A 17,171-nucleotide genomic window follows, 5' to 3' on the forward strand; every position below is an offset into this window, starting at 1 on the left:
GCGCCGGCGCCGCGAAGTCGGCCTCCTCCGCCAAGTCCGACTCTGCCAAAAGCGAAGCGCCGAAGAAGCGTCGCGGCCGTCCGCCCGGCTCGAAGAACAAGACCAAATCCGGCGGCAAGTCCTCCGCCGCCGGCCGCAAGCGGCCCAAAAACGAGAAGCCGCTGCCCGCCGTCCTCGCCGACGTGCTTGAAGGCAAGTCCGGCATGGCCTTGGACGACATTCACGACGCCGTCGTCGCGACCGGCTACAAGACGTCCTCAAAGAACTTCAAGAACGTCATTTACCAGAACCTCTACAACAAAGACGAGTTCACCAAGTCCGGCGACGGCACCTGGGTTTACAAGCCGTAACCCCGGCTCATCGTCCGACGCCCGCGGCCCCTTCCAGCCGTGAGGTCGGCAGAGCTCAACAACGCCCCGTCGCGCAGCCGCGCGACGGGGCGTTTTCTTTTGGGTCTCCCCTTAGGGCTCGCCGACGCCCACCCGTCGGCGCTCGCCCGGGGGCGTTCTTCAAGAGGCCGTCGCGGCTGGATTCGCGACGCCCGCGCTAACTCTCCGCGATCGCCGGGACGCCGTGGGCGACGTCCGCCCGCCGCGGCGGCGTGAGGCCGAGCTGCCGGTGAATGCTCGCTTCCACCTCGCCCAGCAGCGGGTCCGGGCCGCCGCGGGGGCGGGCGCCGGAGACGGGGATCGCCTCCCCCACGTTCACCCGCACCCGCCAGCGGCCGAGGATTTGAGCGGAATCGTTCAGGTCCTCGTCAATGCGTTCCAGCGTCTCCAACATCCGCTCCGGCGGGGCGTCGTCGGTGAGATAATCGGCGGGATAGAGAAAGTGCACCTGCTGGGCGAAGAACGCCGCGTAGAGCTCCCGCCGCAGGTCGTTCTTTTCCGCCTCCGACGTCTCGGCGGAGACGAGGCTCGGCAGCAGGGCCGTCCGCACGGCCTTCACCCGCGTGATCACGTCGCCGTCCGAAGAAAGCCCCTCCCGCTCCTCGATCGGACGCAGGATTTTCTCGATGAGCGCGGCGGCCCGCTCAGTTCGGTCGCCGGAGGAGGCCTCCCCGGCGAACTGCACCTCGCGGAGGGCCAGCAGCGCCTCGCCCAGGGCTCGCACGCGGTCGATCGTCGGCTGCCGGGGATCGGGCCATTTGCCGAAGCGTTCCTCCAGGCGCCGCAACACCGGCTCCGCGGCGGCGTCGGGGTCGTCAAGGAATTCGTACCGCAGGCCGATCGGATGGATGACGACGCCGGCGTCGGTATCGGCCCGCCCCTCCTCCTTGGCCTGTCGAGCCCGCCGCTTCGCCGCCGACCGGGCGATGACGGCGGTGCCGTCCAGCAGCGGGCCGACGCGGTCGTTCGACAGGCTGACGACGCCCTCCGGGAACAGCACCAGCGGGCGTTCGCCGCTGATCAGGATGTCGATCGCACAGGCCAGCGCCGTCCGATCGTTGCCCTCCCGGAAGACGCTGAACGCCCCGAGGTTCCGCATCATCCAGGCGTTCACCTTCCCGCCTAGCCCGTCCTGATTAAAGAGGTGCCAGCTCGCCATGCTGTAGGTCGGCAGGCCGAGGTGGGTCTGCATGACGCCCAGCGTCATCGGGTCGGACAGCCGCACGTGGTTCGGCGTGAGCAACACGCCGGCGCCGCGTCTGACGTTTTCCTGCAACGCCTCCCCGCCGGTCACCTGCACGTCCGCGATACCGTAGGACGTCCGCAGAAACGTCGGGAGGAACGGGTGGAACAGCTTGACCCAGAACGTTCCCCGGTAGGGGGGAACGAATTGATAGGGCTCCTCGACGATCATCTTCTGCATCGGCCAGCGCACCCTGCGGGAATTGTGTGAAGCCCGAGGCGTCCCGGCCGGGCGCGGCGGACTCTAGCGAACGAACGCCGCCGGCGCCGCCCCCCACGGGGGCGACCGCCGCGGGGGCGTTGACGGGTCGGGACGCCCGCCGGGACACTCTCGCCCCCGCGTCCGGCCTCGGTCGCGGTTCGTTGATCAACCCTACGTCGCCCCCATGCCCGCTCCGCCGGCCGCCGCCGAATTGTTTCCCGGGTACCGACGGGCGCTCGACCGGGTGGAAACGGGGCTGCGGCAGGTTCTCTCCCCGCCCGACGAAAGTGGCCCCTTCGCCGGCCTGGGCGCCGACTGCCCGGACCGGCTGCGGGCCGCGATGCGGCACAGCCTGCTGGCGGGCGGCAAACGGCTGCGGCCGGTGCTCACGCTGGCCTGTCACGACGCCTGCCGGACGAGCGGCGGACGCGATCGGGACCGACGTGACGGCGGCGGGAGCGACGACGCCGAGAACGCCCTGCGGGCGGCCGTCGCGGTGGAGTTGGTGCACACCTACAGCCTGATCCACGACGACCTGCCCTGCATGGACGACGACGACCTGCGGCGGGGTCGGCCGACCTGCCACGTCGCGTTCGACGAGGCGACCGCGGTGCTGGCTGGCGACGCATTGCTGACGCTCGCCTTCGCCGCGACGGGGGCCGTCTCGGTTCCTTCGGTCGCCGCGGGGTGCACCGTGCGGCTGGCGAACGCCGCGGGGGCCCTCGGGATGGTCGCCGGTCAGGTGGCCGATCTGGAAGCCGAAGCCGCCGGAAAGGCCGAAGCCGCCGGGGAGCACGCGGCCCGCACCGGGGAGCAGCTCGAAGCGATCCACCGTCGCAAGACCGGGGCCCTGATCGCCGCGGCCTGCACGCTCGGAGGGTGCGTCGCCGAAGCGGACGCGGAAACGCTCGCCGGGCTGGAGGAGTACGGGGCGAGCCTCGGCCTCGCCTTTCAGATCGCCGACGACCTGCTGGATTTGTCGGCGAGTTCCGCGGATCTCGGCAAAACGGCCGGCAAAGACGTCGCCGCGGGAAAGCTGACCTACCCCGCCCTCTACGGCGAGGAGGGCAGCCGCCGGCGGGCCGCCAACCTGGTCGAGCGGGCCGTGGCAGGCCTGGGCCCCCTCGGCGAAGCCGCCGATCCGTTACGGGCGTTGGCCCGCTACGCCGTCGAGCGGGACCGCTAGGTTCCCCAACCCCCCCGGACCCGTCACAATCTCGTCACCGATCGGCCGTCGGCGTTAGTCGCCGCCGCCGGATCCGGTTCGATATCCGCCCGTTCGCCGGTCGCCCCGCTCCCGTCCCCCCCGCCCCGTGCCGCCCCGCCCCGTGCCGTACGAAATTCTGCCCCGCATCACCGACCCGCGGGACCTGGAGGGGCTGACCGACGCCCAGTTGGACCAGCTCGCCGGGGAGATCCGGGAGCGGCTGTGCAGCATCGTCTCCGATCGGGCCGCCCACTTCGCCAGCAACCTGGGCGTGGTCGAGCTTGCGATCGCCCTGCATAAAACTTTCGATTTCAAGAAGGACCGGCTGATCTGGGACACCGGGCACCAGATCTATCCCCACAAGCTGCTGACCGGTCGGTTCCCGCAGTTCGACACCCTCCGCGAGCGCGGCGGCCTGATGGGCTACCCGAACCCGGAGGAGAGCGACTACGACCTGTTCGTCACCGGCCACGCCGGCGCCAGCGTGAGCACCAGCCTCGGGCTGAAGGCCGGCGACGATCTCGTGCATCCGGACGAGGACCGCAAGAGCGTCGCGGTGATCGGCGACGGCGCCCTGCCCAGCGGCGTGGTGTTCGAGGCGTTCAACAACGCCGCCGGTCTGCAGAAAGACCTGCTCGTCATCCTCAACGACAACGAGATGGGCATCTGCCCGCGGGTCGGCGGGCTGGCCAGCTACCTCGACGCCGCCCGCACCGCCCCCTACTACGACGGGCTGAAGAAGGACGTCGCCTGGCTGCTCAACAAGATTCCCGTCGTCGGGGAACAGTCCACGAAACTGCTGTCGCAGGGCAAAGACGCCCTCAAGCACTTCCTGCACGGCGGGATGCTTTTTGAGGAACTGGGCTTCCGCTACATCGGCCCGGTCGACGGGCACGATTTGAAGACGCTCACCGCCACTCTGGAGCGGGTGAAGCACGTCCGCGGACCGGTGCTGTTGCACGTCCTCACGGAGAAGGGCCACGGCTTCCGGCCGGCGGCCGCGGACCCGGTGACCTTCCACACCCCCGCCCCGTTCAAGCGGGACGACACGGGGCAGGAGGTCGCGGAGATCCGCACCAGTTCCACCAAGGCCTACACGGACTACGCCGCCGCCGCGATTCACGCCGCCCTGACCCGGGACGAGCGGGTCGCGGTGATGACCGCCGCGATGTGCCAGGGGAACAAGTTGGAGACCGTGCGGGAGGACTTCCCGACCCGGTTCTTCGACACCGGCATCTGCGAGGGCCACGCCGTCGCGTTCGCCGGCGGCATGGCGAAGGCCGGCGCCCGGCCGATCGTGGATATTTACTCGACCTTCCTGCAGCGGAGCTTCGACCACATCTTCCAGGAGGTGGCGCTCCAGAACCTGCCGGTCACCTTCATGATGGACCGGGCCGGCCTGTGCGGGCCGGACGGGGCGACGCACCACGGGGTGTTCGACAACTCCTATATGCGCGTCTTCCCGAACATGACGGTGATGGCCCCCGGCGACGCGGGCGAAATTGCGGCGATGCTCGACTTCAGCCTGCAGCACGACGGGCCGTGCAGCCTGCGGTATCCGAAGACGGCCGCCGTCACCGTGGACCGCAACGCCCCGCCGATCGAGCACGGCAAGGCGGAGGTGTACGAACGCGGCCCCGACGGCCTGCTGATCGGCTGCGGGATCATGTTCCCGGTCGCCGTCGCCGCCGCGGAGAAGTTGCGGGAGGAGGGCCTCGACGTGGCCGTGGTGAACCCGCGGTTCGTCAAGCCGATCGACATGGACACCCTCGGCCCGCTGATGGACGAGGCTCCCTGGGTCATCACGGCGGAGGAGAACGTCGTTACCGGCGGCTTCGGCAGCGCCGTGCTGGAAGCGGCGAACGCCCGCGGCGTGCGGACCGACCACGTGCGGATCCTCGCCCTGCCGGACGAGTTCGTCGAACACGGCCCGCGGGAGGAGTTGCTGGCCGACTTCGGCCTCGACGCCGACGGCCTGCGGGCGACCGCCCTCAGCCTCGCCGACCGCAACGTCACGGCCTGAGCGGCGGCCCCCGAGCCCCGACCGTGAGGGAGGGGCCGCTTTGCCAGGTTCGAACGCTTTTCGGAACGTCCACGCAAGGCGGACGTTGGTGAACGGCCCCTCCCTCACGGTCGGGGCTCCGGGAGCGCTCTAAAGTTCGATCACCAGCTTCCCGCCGCGCTCGCCGGTGTCGCCGGCTTCCTGATCGGCGTGGGCGCGGGCGATCTCGGCCAGCGGATAGGTCCGGGCGATCAGCGGTTCGATCGCCGTCACGCCCGCGGCGGCGGCTTGCAGTTCCTCCGGAGCCGCGTTGAACATCGCGAAGCCCTTCAGACTGATGTCGCGGGTATACAGCGCGCCGAGCGGAAAACTCGGTTCGGAGGAGCGCCCGGCGAACAGCACGATCGTCCCGCCCGGCCGCATCAGCGGGACCGCGACGTGCAGGTCCGGATCGCGGTGCCCTTCGAGCCAGACGGAGAAGCCGCCGGCGCCCTGCTCCCGCGAGAATCGGCCGAGCCGATCGGCAAGGTTCGGGTCGCGGTAGTCGAAGGCGATCTCGGCCCCGCGTTCCCGGCAGGCGCTCCGCTTCGCCTCGGACCCCGCGGTCGTGACGACGTGATGTCCCGCTGCGGCGGCCAGCGCCACGGCCGCGGATCCGACGCCCCCGCTGCCGGCCTGCACGAACACGAAGCTGTCGCCGGACTCCCGCTCCGACAACCCGCCGGTGCGAAACAGCCCGAGGTGGGCCGTGACCGCTGCGAGCCCCAGCGCCGCGGCCTGGGCGTCGGTGCGGTCGTCCGGCGTGGGAAAGCAGAGGTCTTCGCGCTCGATCAGAACCTCCGCGGCAGCGCCGTCGCGGGCAATGCCGCGGCTCACGCCCCACACCCGGTCGCCGACGGCGAAGCGAGTGACGGCGGGGCCGATCGCCTCCACCGTGCCGGCCCAGTCGCAGCCGATCGTGCGGGGGGTCTCCTCGCTGATCGCCGGACCGGGGGAGACGACGCCGCCGCGGACGTAGGTGTCGATCGGATTCACGCTGACGGCGCCGACCCTCACCCGCACCTCGCGTTCGCCCGGCTCGCCGGGGTCGGGCAGCTCTCGCACTTGAAGAACCTCCGGCGGACCCGGGGCGGTGAAGACAGCGGCGTGCATGCTCTCGCTCGAGCGGGGGGTACGGGGCGCGGGCGCCGCCGACGGTAGCCGCCCATCCCGCGCCGGGCGACGGAGGGGGAGACCGATCCGCCGGAACGGGTCGTGCGGGTGGCTCCGGCGGGCGGGGTGGCGCCGCCCCCGCACGACCGGACGTTCGCACAGGACCGCACCGCCCCGCGGCCGCGTCCGCCGCGATCGGCGTCCGCGGCTTGCGAAGCGGCCCGACAGCGGACGAATCCTCGATTGCCGTCCTCGTACCCGGCGGAGTCCGGACCGCGAGGACGGCGGCTCGACGCGACCGCGTCGGCGCCTGCCCGCCCCCGGCGGGCCCCCGTGCCGCACGGGGACGTCTATTCACCCGGAAGGATTCGCCCCGTGCCCCGCCTGCTCCCGTCCCGTACGTCGCTCACGCCGCGGGCCTCCCGTGCGGCGTGGAGGCGGTTCGCCGTCGTCGCCGTCCTCGGGTGCGGGCTGACGATCACCGCCGGCGGGTGCGGGGCGACCCGGCAGAAGGTGATGCGGCCGGTGACGGGGGCGATCCGGAGCGTGCCGGGAATGAAGCGGTTCGTCCCGCCCGCCGGCCCGCCGGCGCCGGCGACGCCCGCCCCTCCCCCGCCGACGATCCGGCCGCGAGCGGGCGGGTTGCCGGCGCCCTCCCGCGGCTGGGAACCGGGCACGGGCGATCCCTTCGCCGAACCGCTGAACCTCCGCCCGACCGGCCCGCCGCCGGCCCCGCTGCCGCCCGCGCCCAACCCGCTGCCCGGCGGCGGGCGGCGGCCGATGCTGATCGGCCCGCCCACGGCGGACCCCAGCCCGTCGGAGCGTCTCGCCCCGCCGCTCAACGGCAGTGAGGCGGCCAGCCCGCCGCCGGCCCCCGCCCCGGCCGACCCCAGCGCCTACTACCCGGTCGGCCGGGGGAAGGTGCGGGACTCCGTCTCTTCGCTGTGGCGTCGGATCTCCGCGCCGCTGCTCGGCGGACCGGAGGTGCCCGCGGAGACGAAGCTCGTCTCTCACGAAAAGTCCGAGGGCACGGCGGCCGAGACGGACGAAACGCCCCGGGCGGGCTGGCGGCTGTCGGACTCCCTGATCCGCCTGGGCCGCCCGACCGCCGACGCCGACGCCGAGGTCGCAAAGTAAGGACTCAAGCTCGTACCGGTCGGCGCCAACGCAAAAAACGCCCGCCCCGGGTCGGGGGCGGGCGTCGTCATTTTCGTCGGACTCAACGAGGCCGCACGGCCTGATAGTGCGACGGATCAGTTCTCAGCGTCCTCTTCTTCGAGCTCCTCAGTCGCCCGCTCGTCCTCGCCGTCGGCGGCCTCTTCGGCGGTTTCTTCCGCCTCGGCCTCGGCGTTCTCGGTTTCCTCGGCGGCGGCTTCAGCGTTTGCCTCGGTTTCGGCGGCCTCTTCCTTCATCTCCGCCTCGGTCTCGGCGGCTTCGGCTTCGATCGCCTCGCCGGCGTCGTTCACGCTCTCGGAGATGTCGGCCCGCATCTCTTCGGCGTCGGCCGCCAGACCCGCGGCGGCGGCGTCCAGCCCGGCTTCCGCAGACTCGACGTCCGGGTCCTCAAGGGTGGGGTCGGCGTCGTCGGCCGGCACCACGGGGACAACCGGGGTAACCGGGCGGGCGGCGTCCCGCTCCATCAGGTCCGCTTCGTCGTTCAGCCGGGCCTCGTTCGCCCGGGCTTCGGCCTCGGAGAGCTCCTGCCGCTCTTCCATCAGCTCTTCTTCGGCCTCCGCGATCTCGGCGGCCTCTTCGTCAAGCTCTTCGATCATCTCCTCCCGAGCCTCGTCATGGGCGTCGACGAGTTCCTGGTTCTGCTCGTCGGCCTCTTCGGCGATCTCGTCGACCGCTTCGGCCCGTTCGTACTGCAGGTCCTGTTCGGCTTCGACGACGTCTTCGCGGGCGTCTTCGACGCTCTCTTCGCAGCCGACGGTCAGACCCACGCACAGGGCGGCGGGAAGCAGGAAAGTCAGGCGTTTCATAATGCTCACTGATGATTTGGGGGGGATGGTCCGGGGCGGCGACGGTCGCCGCGATCCTCGGTCCTAACGACGTTGCATGCCGCATGCCAGAGTTCCGGACGCTCGCTCGCGCGACTGGCTTGGCCGCTCTTGCGGGGCGAGGCGGTCGCTCGGCTACCAGTTCGGCCACTTCCCGACCAGCCGTCCGCCGGGCGAAGGCCCCCCCTGCCGAGCCGGGGGATTCAACCGGGGAATCGGCACGGCCGCGAACCGGCGGGGGCCGAACGGCGTCGGAGGACGGCGGGTCGGTTCGCGCACGCGGCGGGCCTCCCTACCATCCCGCGCCCCCGCCCTGCCCCGCGGCCCGCCCCGCGTCCCCGTCCCGATCCCCCGCCCGATGCCCGGCTCCCTGTCGACCTCCCTGCGAACCCACACCTGCGGGGAACTGCGGGAGGGCCACGTGGGCGAAACCGTCACCCTCTGCGGCTGGGTGGCGAACTACCGCGACCACGGCGGCGTCGTGTTCATCGACCTGCGGGACCGCTTCGGGCTGACGCAGCTCGTGTTCGACCCGGACGCCGGCGAGAAGCTGTCCGGCGACGGCCTGAACGCCGCCACCCACGAACTGGCCCGCGGCCTGCGGGCCGAGGACGTCATCCGCGTCACCGGCGCCGTGCACGCCCGCGGCGAGGGCCTGAAAAACCCCAAGCTGGACACCGGCGCCATTGAGGTGCGGGCGTCCGACCTGACGGTCCTCAACAAGTCCGCCACCCCGCCCTTCGAGCCCGGCGCCGAGCAGCTGCCCGGGGAGGAACTGCGGCTCAAGCACCGCTACCTCGACCTGCGGCGGCCGAAGCTCCAGCGGATCATGGAACTGCGGCACCGCCTGGCGAAGGTCACGCGGGACTACTTCGACGAGCAGGGCTTCCTCGAGATCGAAACTCCCGTCCTCGGCCGCAGCACGCCGGAGGGCGCCCGGGACTATCTCGTTCCCAGCCGCGTGCACCCCGGGGAGTTCTACGCCCTCCCGCAGAGCCCGCAGCTCTACAAACAGATTCTGATGGTCGGCGGGACCGACCGTTACTTCCAGATCGCCCGCTGCTTCCGCGACGAGGACCTCCGCAGCGATCGCCAGCCGGAGTTCTCGCAGATCGACGTCGAGATGAGCTTCGTCGAACGGGAGGACATCCTCGCCGCGATCGACGGCCTGATCGGGGCCTTTTCGAAGGAACTCCGCGGCAAAGAGATCGAGCTGCCGCTCCCCCGCCTGACGCACGCCGAGGCGCTGGACCGGTTCGGCACCGACAAGCCGGACACCCGCTTCGGGCTCGAACTGAAGGACGTGTCCGACGTCGCCGCCGAATGCGAGTTCGGCGTGTTCAGCAAAACGGTCGCCGGCGGCGGCAAGGTGCGGGGCCTGTGCGCCCCGGACGCGGCCGCGAAGTACAGCCGCAAGGACCTCGACGGGCTGACGGCCTTCGTCGGCGAGTGGGGGGCGAAGGGGCTGGCCTGGTTCCGCGTCGTCGAAGAAGACGGCGCCGCCAAGTTGCAGGCCCCCACCGCGAAGTTCTTCACCGCCGAGCAGCAGACGGCGATCATCGAACGGCTCTCCGGCAAGCCGGGCGACCTGTTGCTGTTCGTCGCCGACAAGCCGTCGGTGGTGAACGCCGCCTTGGCCAACCTGCGGAACCGGCTCGGCAAGGAACTGGAACTGTACGACCCGGCCGAACTGGCCGCCCTGTGGGTGCTGGAGTTCCCGCTGGTGACCCGCAACGAGGAGGAGAACCGTTGGGAGGCGGAGCACCACCCCTTCTGCGCGGTGCACCCGGAGGACGTGGAGAAGCTCGTCACCGACCCGGCCGCCGTGCGGGCGGAGAGCTACGACCTCGTCTGTAACGGCTACGAAGCCGCCAGCGGCAGCGTGCGTATTCACGATCCGGCCGTGCAGCAGACGGTCTTCGACCTGATCGGGATGGACGCGGAAGAAGCGAACCGCCGGTTCGGCTTCCTGCTGGACGCTCTGAAGTACGGCGCCCCCCCGCACGCCGGCATCGCGTTGGGCTTGGACCGTTGGGTGATGATCCTCGCCCAGTTGGAGAACATCCGCGACGTGATCGCCTTCCCCAAGACCCAGAAGGCGGCCGACCTGATGACCGGCGCCCCCGGCGAGGTGGACGGCAAACAGTTGGAAGAACTCCACGTTCGCACCGTCGCCCCGCCGAAGTGACCGGCAGGGGAACCTGTCGCCCGCAGCGGTCGCTGCGGTTACATTTGTGGTGGAACGTCGTCACGCTCGGGGAGAATCGATGCCGCTGACCGCCGACGCGCTCGCCTCTCCGCTGGCGACCCGACGCGGATTGGAAACCGCCGCCGACCTCCCCGCCCTGCTGGAACGGCTGGGGAGCGTGCCGGCGGAGCGGGTGCGCTTCGACCCATTTCCGGGCACCGGCACCTGGGAGGACGTGGACCGCGTCCGGCGCGAGACTGGCAAACTCTGCGAGTTGATCGACGGTACCCTCGTGGAGAAGGCCGTGAGCGATTGGACCGGCTATCTGGGACTCCGGCTTGGGTCGCTCCTGATGACATTCGTGCTCGAACGAAAACTCGGCGTGTGCCACGGCAGCGACGGCTTCTTCCACTTCGGCGGCGACCTGCGGGCGCCGGATATTTCGTACACCCCGAAGGAGCGACGTCGCGGCGGCCTGCTGCGACACGGCTACAGTGACATGCCGCCGACCCTGGTGGTCGAGGTGCTCTCGCCCGGGAACACCCAACGAGAGATGGCGCTGAAGCGGCGGACGTACTTCGCTCACGACGTGGTGCGCGTTTGGGAGGTCGGCGACGGCGTGGTGACGGTCTGGGAAGGTCTTGATGCGTCCGTTGAACTCCGGGGCGGACAGACGCTGACAGGCGAACCGGTATTGCCGGGGTTCGCAATCGCCGTCGACGACCTATTCGAGGACCCGCTCGCGGAAGACGACGCCCCGAGCTAAAGGCGTCCCACTGGACGCGGCGCCTCCCTCGGCCTGCAATGGGTCGTTCCCAATCCGATCAGAACTCCCCATGTCCGCCGCGCCGTCTGACGCCGACGCCGTTCTCGAATCGCTTCGGGGGGAGGCCGTCGTGCTGGACCTCGCGGCGCCGTGGGTCTACCTCGGCACGTTGAAGTCCTGGGACGCCGTGCACCTGGTCCTCGCCGAGGCGGACGCCCACGATTTGCGGGACACGGCCACGACCCGGGAGATGTACGTGCTCGAAGCCGCCCGCCACGGCGTCGCCCCCAACCGCAAACGGGCGCTGGTGCGGCGGGACGCGGTCGTCGGCCTCAGCCGACTGCGAGACGTGCTGACGTAGGGTCCGCTCCGCGGACCGTCCACACAACGCCCACCCGCGCCAGCCGGCCCGGACTGAGGCGACGGTTCGCAAAGAGACCCCTACGTCGGTTCGAGGAACCCGAGGTGGTGGGCGCAGTGAATCGCGTGCAGCCGTCGGCACTGCTCGCGGGTGAGGCGGCCGAAGAACGGGCTGACGGCGTACTCGCCCTCGTGGGCCGCGAACCGCTCGGCAGCGGCCCGCAGGCGCTCGACGGCGGCGGCCTCCGCGGCCGGGCCGGGGGCGGGCTCGTGGACGGTCATCGGGTCGGTGGGCACGCCGGCGGACATCGCGTCCTTCGCCAAGATCTTGCGCAGCGCCCGCGGCCCCACCGTGTGCCGCAGCGCCCACAGAACCGGCCGCAGCCCGAGCGGCGGCGTCGGGAACCCGTCCACCGCAAACGTCAGCCAGTCCGCCAGGTGGGCGCTGATCTGCGTCAGGTCCCAATTCCCGGACTGGCGGTAGCCGCCCTCGTGCAGCCGGGCGGCCTCGGCGGGGGCCTCGGCGACGGAGGCGAAGGTCAACGTGCGGGGGGCCGGCATCGGGACGGGGAGCGCAACGAAGCGGGGGGTGCGTCGCGAGATTACCCCGGGTGAAAACGCGGCGAGAACGCCCCGATGACGCGGGACCGTTTGACGCCGCCCGACCCCGAGCGGATCGTGCGGTCCGCCCCCGGCTCGGTTGCGATCCGCCGAACCGATTCCCCTCCCCTGTCGGTCAAGCCCGCCGTGCCCCGCCTGCTCGTCGTGGACGACCGCGAGAGCGACCGTCAGAAGGTCGCCAAGATCCTTCGGGACCTGCCGGAGGTCGAAGTCGAGGAAGCGGCCGACCGCGATGCGTTCCTCGCCGCCCTGGAGGACCCGCCGGACATCATCCTGACGGACCTCCAACTGCCGGACATCGACGGCCCCGCGGTGGTCCAGGCGGTCTGCGAGCGCTGCCCGTACGTGCCGGTGGTGCTGATGACCCGCCACGGTCTGAAGGCCCAGGCGGTGGCGGCCCTGGAGGCGGGCGCGGCCAGCTTCGTGCTCAAGAAGGACCTGAAAAGCCAACTCCGACTGACGGTCCTGCAGATGGTCGCCGTCGCCGGGGAGCGGCGGCGGCAGAACCGGCTCGCCCGCTGTCACACCCGGCAGCACCGCGTGCTCGACCTGCCCAGCGACCCGGAGATCATCGGCCCCACCGTGCGACTGGCGAAGCGGATGGTGGAGGAGACCGCCGCCGTTCCCGCCGGACCGGACCGCGTCCCCGCCCGCAACGAGGAGGAGGCGATCGGCTTCTCCGAGACCGACCGCCTGCGGATCGGCGTCGCCCTGGAGGAGGCCCTCACCAACGCCGTCTACCACGGCAACCTCGAGCTGGACTCCGCCCTGCGGGACGAGGATGAGAGCCGGTACTACAGCCTCGCCCGGGAACGGGCCCTGCTTCGCCCCTACAGCGACCGCCGCGTGCACGTCGAGCTGACGGTCGCCCGCACCGGCGACCCGCGCAAACCGGGCGCCGACCACCCGGACGTGCTCGAGCTCCCCCCGTCCGGCCCGAACGTGCGGTTCTACGTCGAGGACCAGGGCGCCGGGTTCGATCCGACCGCCCTGCCGGACCCGACCGACCCGGAGAACCTCATGAAGGCCCACGGCCGCGGCCTGCTGCTCGTGCGGACCTTCATGGACGAGGCGACGCACAACGACAAGGGCAACGCGATCACGTTGGTCAAAACCGCCGGCGGCGCGTCGAAGAACCGCGACTGACCGCCGCCGCGGGGCCGCCGGACGCACCTCGGGGCGAGTTCGTCAAACCGCCGTGCCGGCGGTCGGCGGCGACTGCTACGATCTGGTCGCACCCACCCACGGAGGTCCCCGCGTGTTCCCGTTCGTTCGTATCTCGGCGGCCGTCGCTTCGCCAATGCTGTCGGGCGTCTCGGCCGGGCTGCTCGGCCTGATCGTTTCGCTCGCCCCGGCCGCCGCGCTTGCACAGGAGCGGGCCGTGCTGACGGACGCCCCGGCCGGTACGCACGCGGTGACGCTGACCGTCGCCGCGGAGGGAACGATCACCCCCCGGCATGGGGACGACCCGCTTCCGGCGGAGGTGCGGGCGACCTACCGCTTTCACACCCGGCCGTTGCCGGTGGAGGGCGAGGGTCCGACCGGCCGCCGCAGTCTGCGGTACTACGACGCCGCCGGCAGCGAGTTGTCCGTCGGTCCGCAGCCGACCTACGCCCGCCTCCGCGGCAGCCGGCGGACGGTCGTCGCGACCGGCATGCCGACCGGGGCGAACGTCCTCTCCCCCGGCGGCCCGCTGCGGTACGGCGAACTGGAATTGCTCGACACCCCGCTGGACCCGCTGCTGATCGGCGGGCTGCTGCCGGCCGGCAGCGTCTCCGAGGGCGACGACTGGGAGCCGGCCGAGTGGGTGGGCCCGGCGCTGGCGGGGGTGGAGGCCGTGGGCGAGAACGAACTCCGCTGCACGCTGACCGCCCTGACCGACGCCGAAGCCCGCGGCCGATTCCGCGGCAAGATCGCCGGCGCCACGGACGGGGCGTCGATCACGGTCACGCTGGACGGCACGTTCACCTACGACCGCGGGGCGAAGGCGATCACCGCCGCCACGCTCGCTCAGAAGGTGGAGAGCAGCCCGGGACCGATCTCGCCGGGGGTGGACCTCGCGTTCAAAGCGAACCTGACCCGCACCCCGGAGCCGGACGCCGGCCCGCTGGACCCCGCCGCCCTGCGGACCGCCGCCGAGGCCGTCGCAACGCCCGAAAAGATCGAGGCCGCCGAACGCGTGGAACTGGTCACGCCATGGGGCGCCCGGGCGGAGCTGGACCGGGATTGGCGATTCGTCAATCAGTCCGCCAAGGCGGCGGTGGTGGTGCGGATGGACCGTGGCGCCCCGGTGATCGTGGCCACGCTCACCTCGCTGGAGGACGGCGAAGAGGGCGCCGAGCCGGACGCCGCCGCCTTCGAGCGCCGCGTCCGCCTGACCCTGGAGAAGGCGCCGGGCACGATTGAGACGACCGCCTCGCTGGACCTGCCGAACCCGGACGACGCCGGCCGGGCACTGTTGCTGGTGCGGGTGAGCGGCCAAGACGCCGCCGGCGAGCCGCAGATCCGCGACCACTACCTGCTGGCCGACGGAACGAAGCGGGCCGAGATCGTGTTCGCCTACCCGCCGGACCGCGAGGCGGAGGTGGGCGACCTGGCGTTCCCGCTGCTGGACGCCGTCCGCTGGCGTTAGTCCCAAAGGCGGCGTGCGGTTGAGATTCCCCGACGAATCGGCCAACGCCGGCCGTCTTGTCCGCGTAAGATCGTTGCCCTAGAACGGATCGGACGATTCCTCCCCGCCCTGCCCGACGGCGGGGCGGCGCTCGTCCCGCATTGACGCTCCCGCCCCGCTCCCCGCATCGGACGCCCCCCCTGTGATCGAACCTCGTCCCGCCCGGTCATCCCACGTTCCCTCGCCCAGGGGAACCGCGTCGCCGGGGCGTCTCACGACGGGCGGCCGGTCGTGGCGGGCGGTGCTGATCGCCGCCTCGCTGACCGTCACCGCCGGCCTGGCGGTGCCGCTGTTCGCCCAGAACGACGGCGGCGCCACCACCCAGGCCGACGCCACCACCGCCCGCATGGCGGCGGAGTTGCTGGACCGCTACCACGTCTCCGGTAAGACGATCGACAACGAGACCTCGAAGCGGCTGTTCACCCGCTTCTTCGAGTCCCTCGACCCGGCGAAGCTGTATTTCGAACAGTCCGACCTCGACGCCTTCCGCCGCTACGAGACGCAGTTGGACGACGCCGTCCGCCGCGGCGACCTGACCTTCGTCAACGCCGTCTACGACCGCTACCAGGAGCGGCTCGAACAGCGGGTCGCCTTCGCCCAGCGGCTGATCGACAGCGAATTCGACTTCACCCAGGATGAATCGATCGTCTCCGACCCGGACGACATCGGCTGGGCCGCCAGTCCGGAGGAGATGAACGAGCGCTGGCGGAAACGTATCAAGTACGACGTGCTCCAGCTTCGGTTGGAAGACGAGGCGATGGAGGACATCCGCGAGCGGCTCCACAAGCGCTACAGCAACCTGCTGAGCATCCAGCGGCAGGTCGAACCGGCCGACAAGCTGGAGACGTTCATTACCGCCCTGGCGATGACGTTCGACCCGCACAGCTCCTTCATGAGCGAAAAGACGCTGGAGGACTTCCAGATCTCGATGAACCTCTCGCTGGAGGGCATCGGGGCGGCGCTCCAGAACGAAGACGGCTACGTCACCGTCAAGCAGATCATTCAGGGCGGCGCCGCCGAGGAGGACGGGCGGCTCAAGCTGGAAGATAAAATCATCGGCGTCGCCCAGGAGGGCGAAGCGGAGTTCACCGACGTCGTTGAGATGCGGATCGGCAACGTCGTCCGCCTGATCCGCGGCGAATCCGGCACGACCGTGCGGCTCCAGGTGCTCCCGGCGGCCGGCGGCGAGGTGAAGGTCATCGAGCTGAAGCGCCGCAAGATCGAACTGAAGGACTCCGCCGTCCGCGGCGAGATCTACGACCTGCAGGAGCGCCTCGGGCTGGACCAGCCCCTGAAGGTGGGGGTGATCAACATCCCCAGCTTCTACCGCGACTTCGCCGGGGCCAACGCCGGCGTCGAAGGGTTCTCCAGCACGAGCCGCGACGTGCTGAAAACTCTCCAGGAGTTCCGCGACGCCGGCGGCGTGGACGCGGTCGTCGTCGACCTGCGGTACGACGGCGGCGGTGCCCTGACCGAGGCGATCGAGGTCACCGGCCTGTTCATCGACGAAGGCCCGGTCGTCCAGGTGAAGGACCCGGCCGGCAAGATCGAGGTCCACAGCGACGAGCGCCCGGACGTCGCCTACGGCGGCCCGCTGGTCGTGCTCACCAACCGCCTCAGCGCCAGCGCCAGCGAAATCTTCGCCGGCGCCATCAAGGACTACGGCCGCGGGATCATCGTCGGCGATGAGACGACCCACGGCAAAGGCACCGTCCAGAACGTGATGCCCGTGCCGCCCAAGCAGCTGTTCAACCTGATCGGCAACGCCTCCCAGGGCGCCCTGAAGCTGACCATCCAGCAGTTCTATCGGGTCAACGGCGACAGCACCCAGAACCTCGGCGTCCGCAGCGACGTCGTGCTGCCGGATATGCTCGACCACATGGAGCTGGGCGAGCAGTTCCTCGACAACGCCCTGGAGTTCGACCGCATCGACGCCGCGGACTTCAGCCCGGTCGCGATGGCCAGCCCGGCGATCGCCGCCCGGCTGCAGGAGGCCAGCAAACAGCGGGTCGCCGCCGATCCGGAGTTCGCCAAGACCCTCGAGCGGATCGCCCGGTATGAGCGGGACAAGAACCGCAAGACGGTCTCCCTGAACGAAGCCGAACGCCGCCGGGAGCGGGCCGAACTGAAGGCCCTCTCCGACGACGAGGACGAGGAGGAGGACGACCTCCAGCCCGCCCCCGGCGAAGGCCCGGTGCTGCCGGAGAACGCCTACAACGACGAGGTGCTGCGGATCACCGCCGACTACGTGCAGATGTTCCGCAACGCCGCCACCGCCCAGCGGGCGACCCCGAACCAGCCGGCCCTCGCCGTGCCCGGTTCCTGACGCCGGCAGCGTCTCCAGCGCCCACGTTCGCAGCGTCCCGGCCCC

The 17,171-nt window shown here is 70.9% G+C and carries 13 protein-coding genes and 1 pseudogene; 10 read left to right on the plus strand and 4 right to left on the minus strand.

The annotated features are described in order from the left end of the window. Positions 1-350, plus strand: a pseudogene (locus ACG2DA_RS15670) (hypothetical protein); the annotation flags it as partial. Positions 351-546: 196 nt separating this feature from the next. Here ACG2DA_RS15670 and ACG2DA_RS15675 read toward each other — a convergent pair. Then, complete coding sequence (locus tag ACG2DA_RS15675) at positions 547-1,824, minus strand: lysophospholipid acyltransferase family protein (RefSeq protein WP_395256729.1); 1,278 nt, start codon at positions 1,822-1,824, stop codon at positions 547-549. Between the two features lie 193 nt (positions 1,825-2,017). On the opposite strand from ACG2DA_RS15675, the gene ACG2DA_RS15680 reads away from it, so the two are divergent. After that, a complete protein-coding gene (locus tag ACG2DA_RS15680) occupies positions 2,018-3,019 on the plus strand; it encodes a polyprenyl synthetase family protein (RefSeq protein WP_395256730.1) in 1,002 nt (333 codons plus the stop codon). Positions 3,020-3,161: 142 nt separating this feature from the next. Beyond that, positions 3,162-5,063, plus strand: a complete 1,902-nt coding sequence (gene dxs, locus ACG2DA_RS15685) for a 1-deoxy-D-xylulose-5-phosphate synthase (protein WP_395256731.1) — start codon at positions 3,162-3,164, stop codon at positions 5,061-5,063. Between the two features lie 129 nt (positions 5,064-5,192). Here dxs and ACG2DA_RS15690 read toward each other — a convergent pair whose 3' ends face one another. Further along, complete coding sequence (locus tag ACG2DA_RS15690) at positions 5,193-6,194, minus strand: NADPH:quinone reductase (protein ID WP_395256732.1); 1,002 nt, start codon at positions 6,192-6,194, stop codon at positions 5,193-5,195. A 375-nt stretch (positions 6,195-6,569) separates the two neighbouring features. On the opposite strand from ACG2DA_RS15690, the gene ACG2DA_RS15695 reads away from it, so the two are divergent. After that, a complete protein-coding gene (locus ACG2DA_RS15695; protein ID WP_395256733.1) occupies positions 6,570-7,331 on the plus strand; it encodes a hypothetical protein in 762 nt (253 codons plus the stop codon). A 116-nt stretch (positions 7,332-7,447) separates the two neighbouring features. Here ACG2DA_RS15695 and ACG2DA_RS15700 read toward each other — a convergent pair whose 3' ends face one another. Then, positions 7,448-8,176, minus strand: a complete 729-nt coding sequence (locus ACG2DA_RS15700; RefSeq protein ID WP_395256734.1) for a hypothetical protein — start codon at positions 8,174-8,176, stop codon at positions 7,448-7,450. Positions 8,177-8,552: 376 nt separating this feature from the next. On the opposite strand from ACG2DA_RS15700, the gene aspS reads away from it, so the two are divergent. From aspS to ACG2DA_RS15715, 3 genes are all read left to right on the plus strand, one after another. Next, on the plus strand, positions 8,553-10,382 hold the full coding sequence (gene aspS, locus ACG2DA_RS15705; RefSeq protein WP_395256735.1) for an aspartate--tRNA ligase: 1,830 nt from the start codon (positions 8,553-8,555) through the stop codon (positions 10,380-10,382). Positions 10,383-10,461: 79 nt separating this feature from the next. Next, positions 10,462-11,148 (plus strand): Uma2 family endonuclease, encoded by a 687-nt coding sequence (locus ACG2DA_RS15710; RefSeq protein ID WP_395256736.1) that lies wholly within the window; start codon positions 10,462-10,464, stop codon positions 11,146-11,148. 70 nt (positions 11,149-11,218) lie between these two features. Continuing rightward, a complete protein-coding gene (locus ACG2DA_RS15715; protein ID WP_395256737.1) occupies positions 11,219-11,509 on the plus strand; it encodes a hypothetical protein in 291 nt (96 codons plus the stop codon). Between the two features lie 80 nt (positions 11,510-11,589). Here ACG2DA_RS15715 and ACG2DA_RS15720 read toward each other — a convergent pair whose 3' ends face one another. Then, positions 11,590-12,069 carry a DUF1569 domain-containing protein gene (locus ACG2DA_RS15720; RefSeq protein ID WP_395256738.1) on the minus strand — a complete coding sequence of 160 codons (480 nt, stop codon included), beginning with the start codon at positions 12,067-12,069 and terminating at the stop codon, positions 11,590-11,592. 186 nt (positions 12,070-12,255) lie between these two features. Here ACG2DA_RS15720 and ACG2DA_RS15725 point away from each other — a divergent pair, with 186 nt between their 5' ends. The 3 genes from ACG2DA_RS15725 (at position 12,256) to ACG2DA_RS15735 (ending at position 17,126) form a co-directional block, all read left to right on the plus strand. Next, positions 12,256-13,275, plus strand: coding sequence for a response regulator (locus tag ACG2DA_RS15725; RefSeq protein ID WP_395256739.1), 1,020 nt, complete (start codon positions 12,256-12,258; stop codon positions 13,273-13,275). A 154-nt stretch (positions 13,276-13,429) separates the two neighbouring features. After that, on the plus strand, positions 13,430-14,761 hold the full coding sequence (locus tag ACG2DA_RS15730; protein ID WP_395256740.1) for a hypothetical protein: 1,332 nt from the start codon (positions 13,430-13,432) through the stop codon (positions 14,759-14,761). A 280-nt stretch (positions 14,762-15,041) separates the two neighbouring features. Further along, the gene (locus ACG2DA_RS15735; protein WP_395256741.1) at positions 15,042-17,126 is read left to right on the plus strand and encodes a carboxy terminal-processing peptidase; all 2,085 of its coding nucleotides are present in this window, start codon (positions 15,042-15,044) and stop codon (positions 17,124-17,126) included. Positions 17,127-17,171 lie beyond the last annotated feature (45 nt).

Source organism: Alienimonas sp. DA493 (assembly GCF_043951915.1).
Lineage (GTDB): Bacteria > Planctomycetota > Planctomycetia > Planctomycetales > Planctomycetaceae > Alienimonas.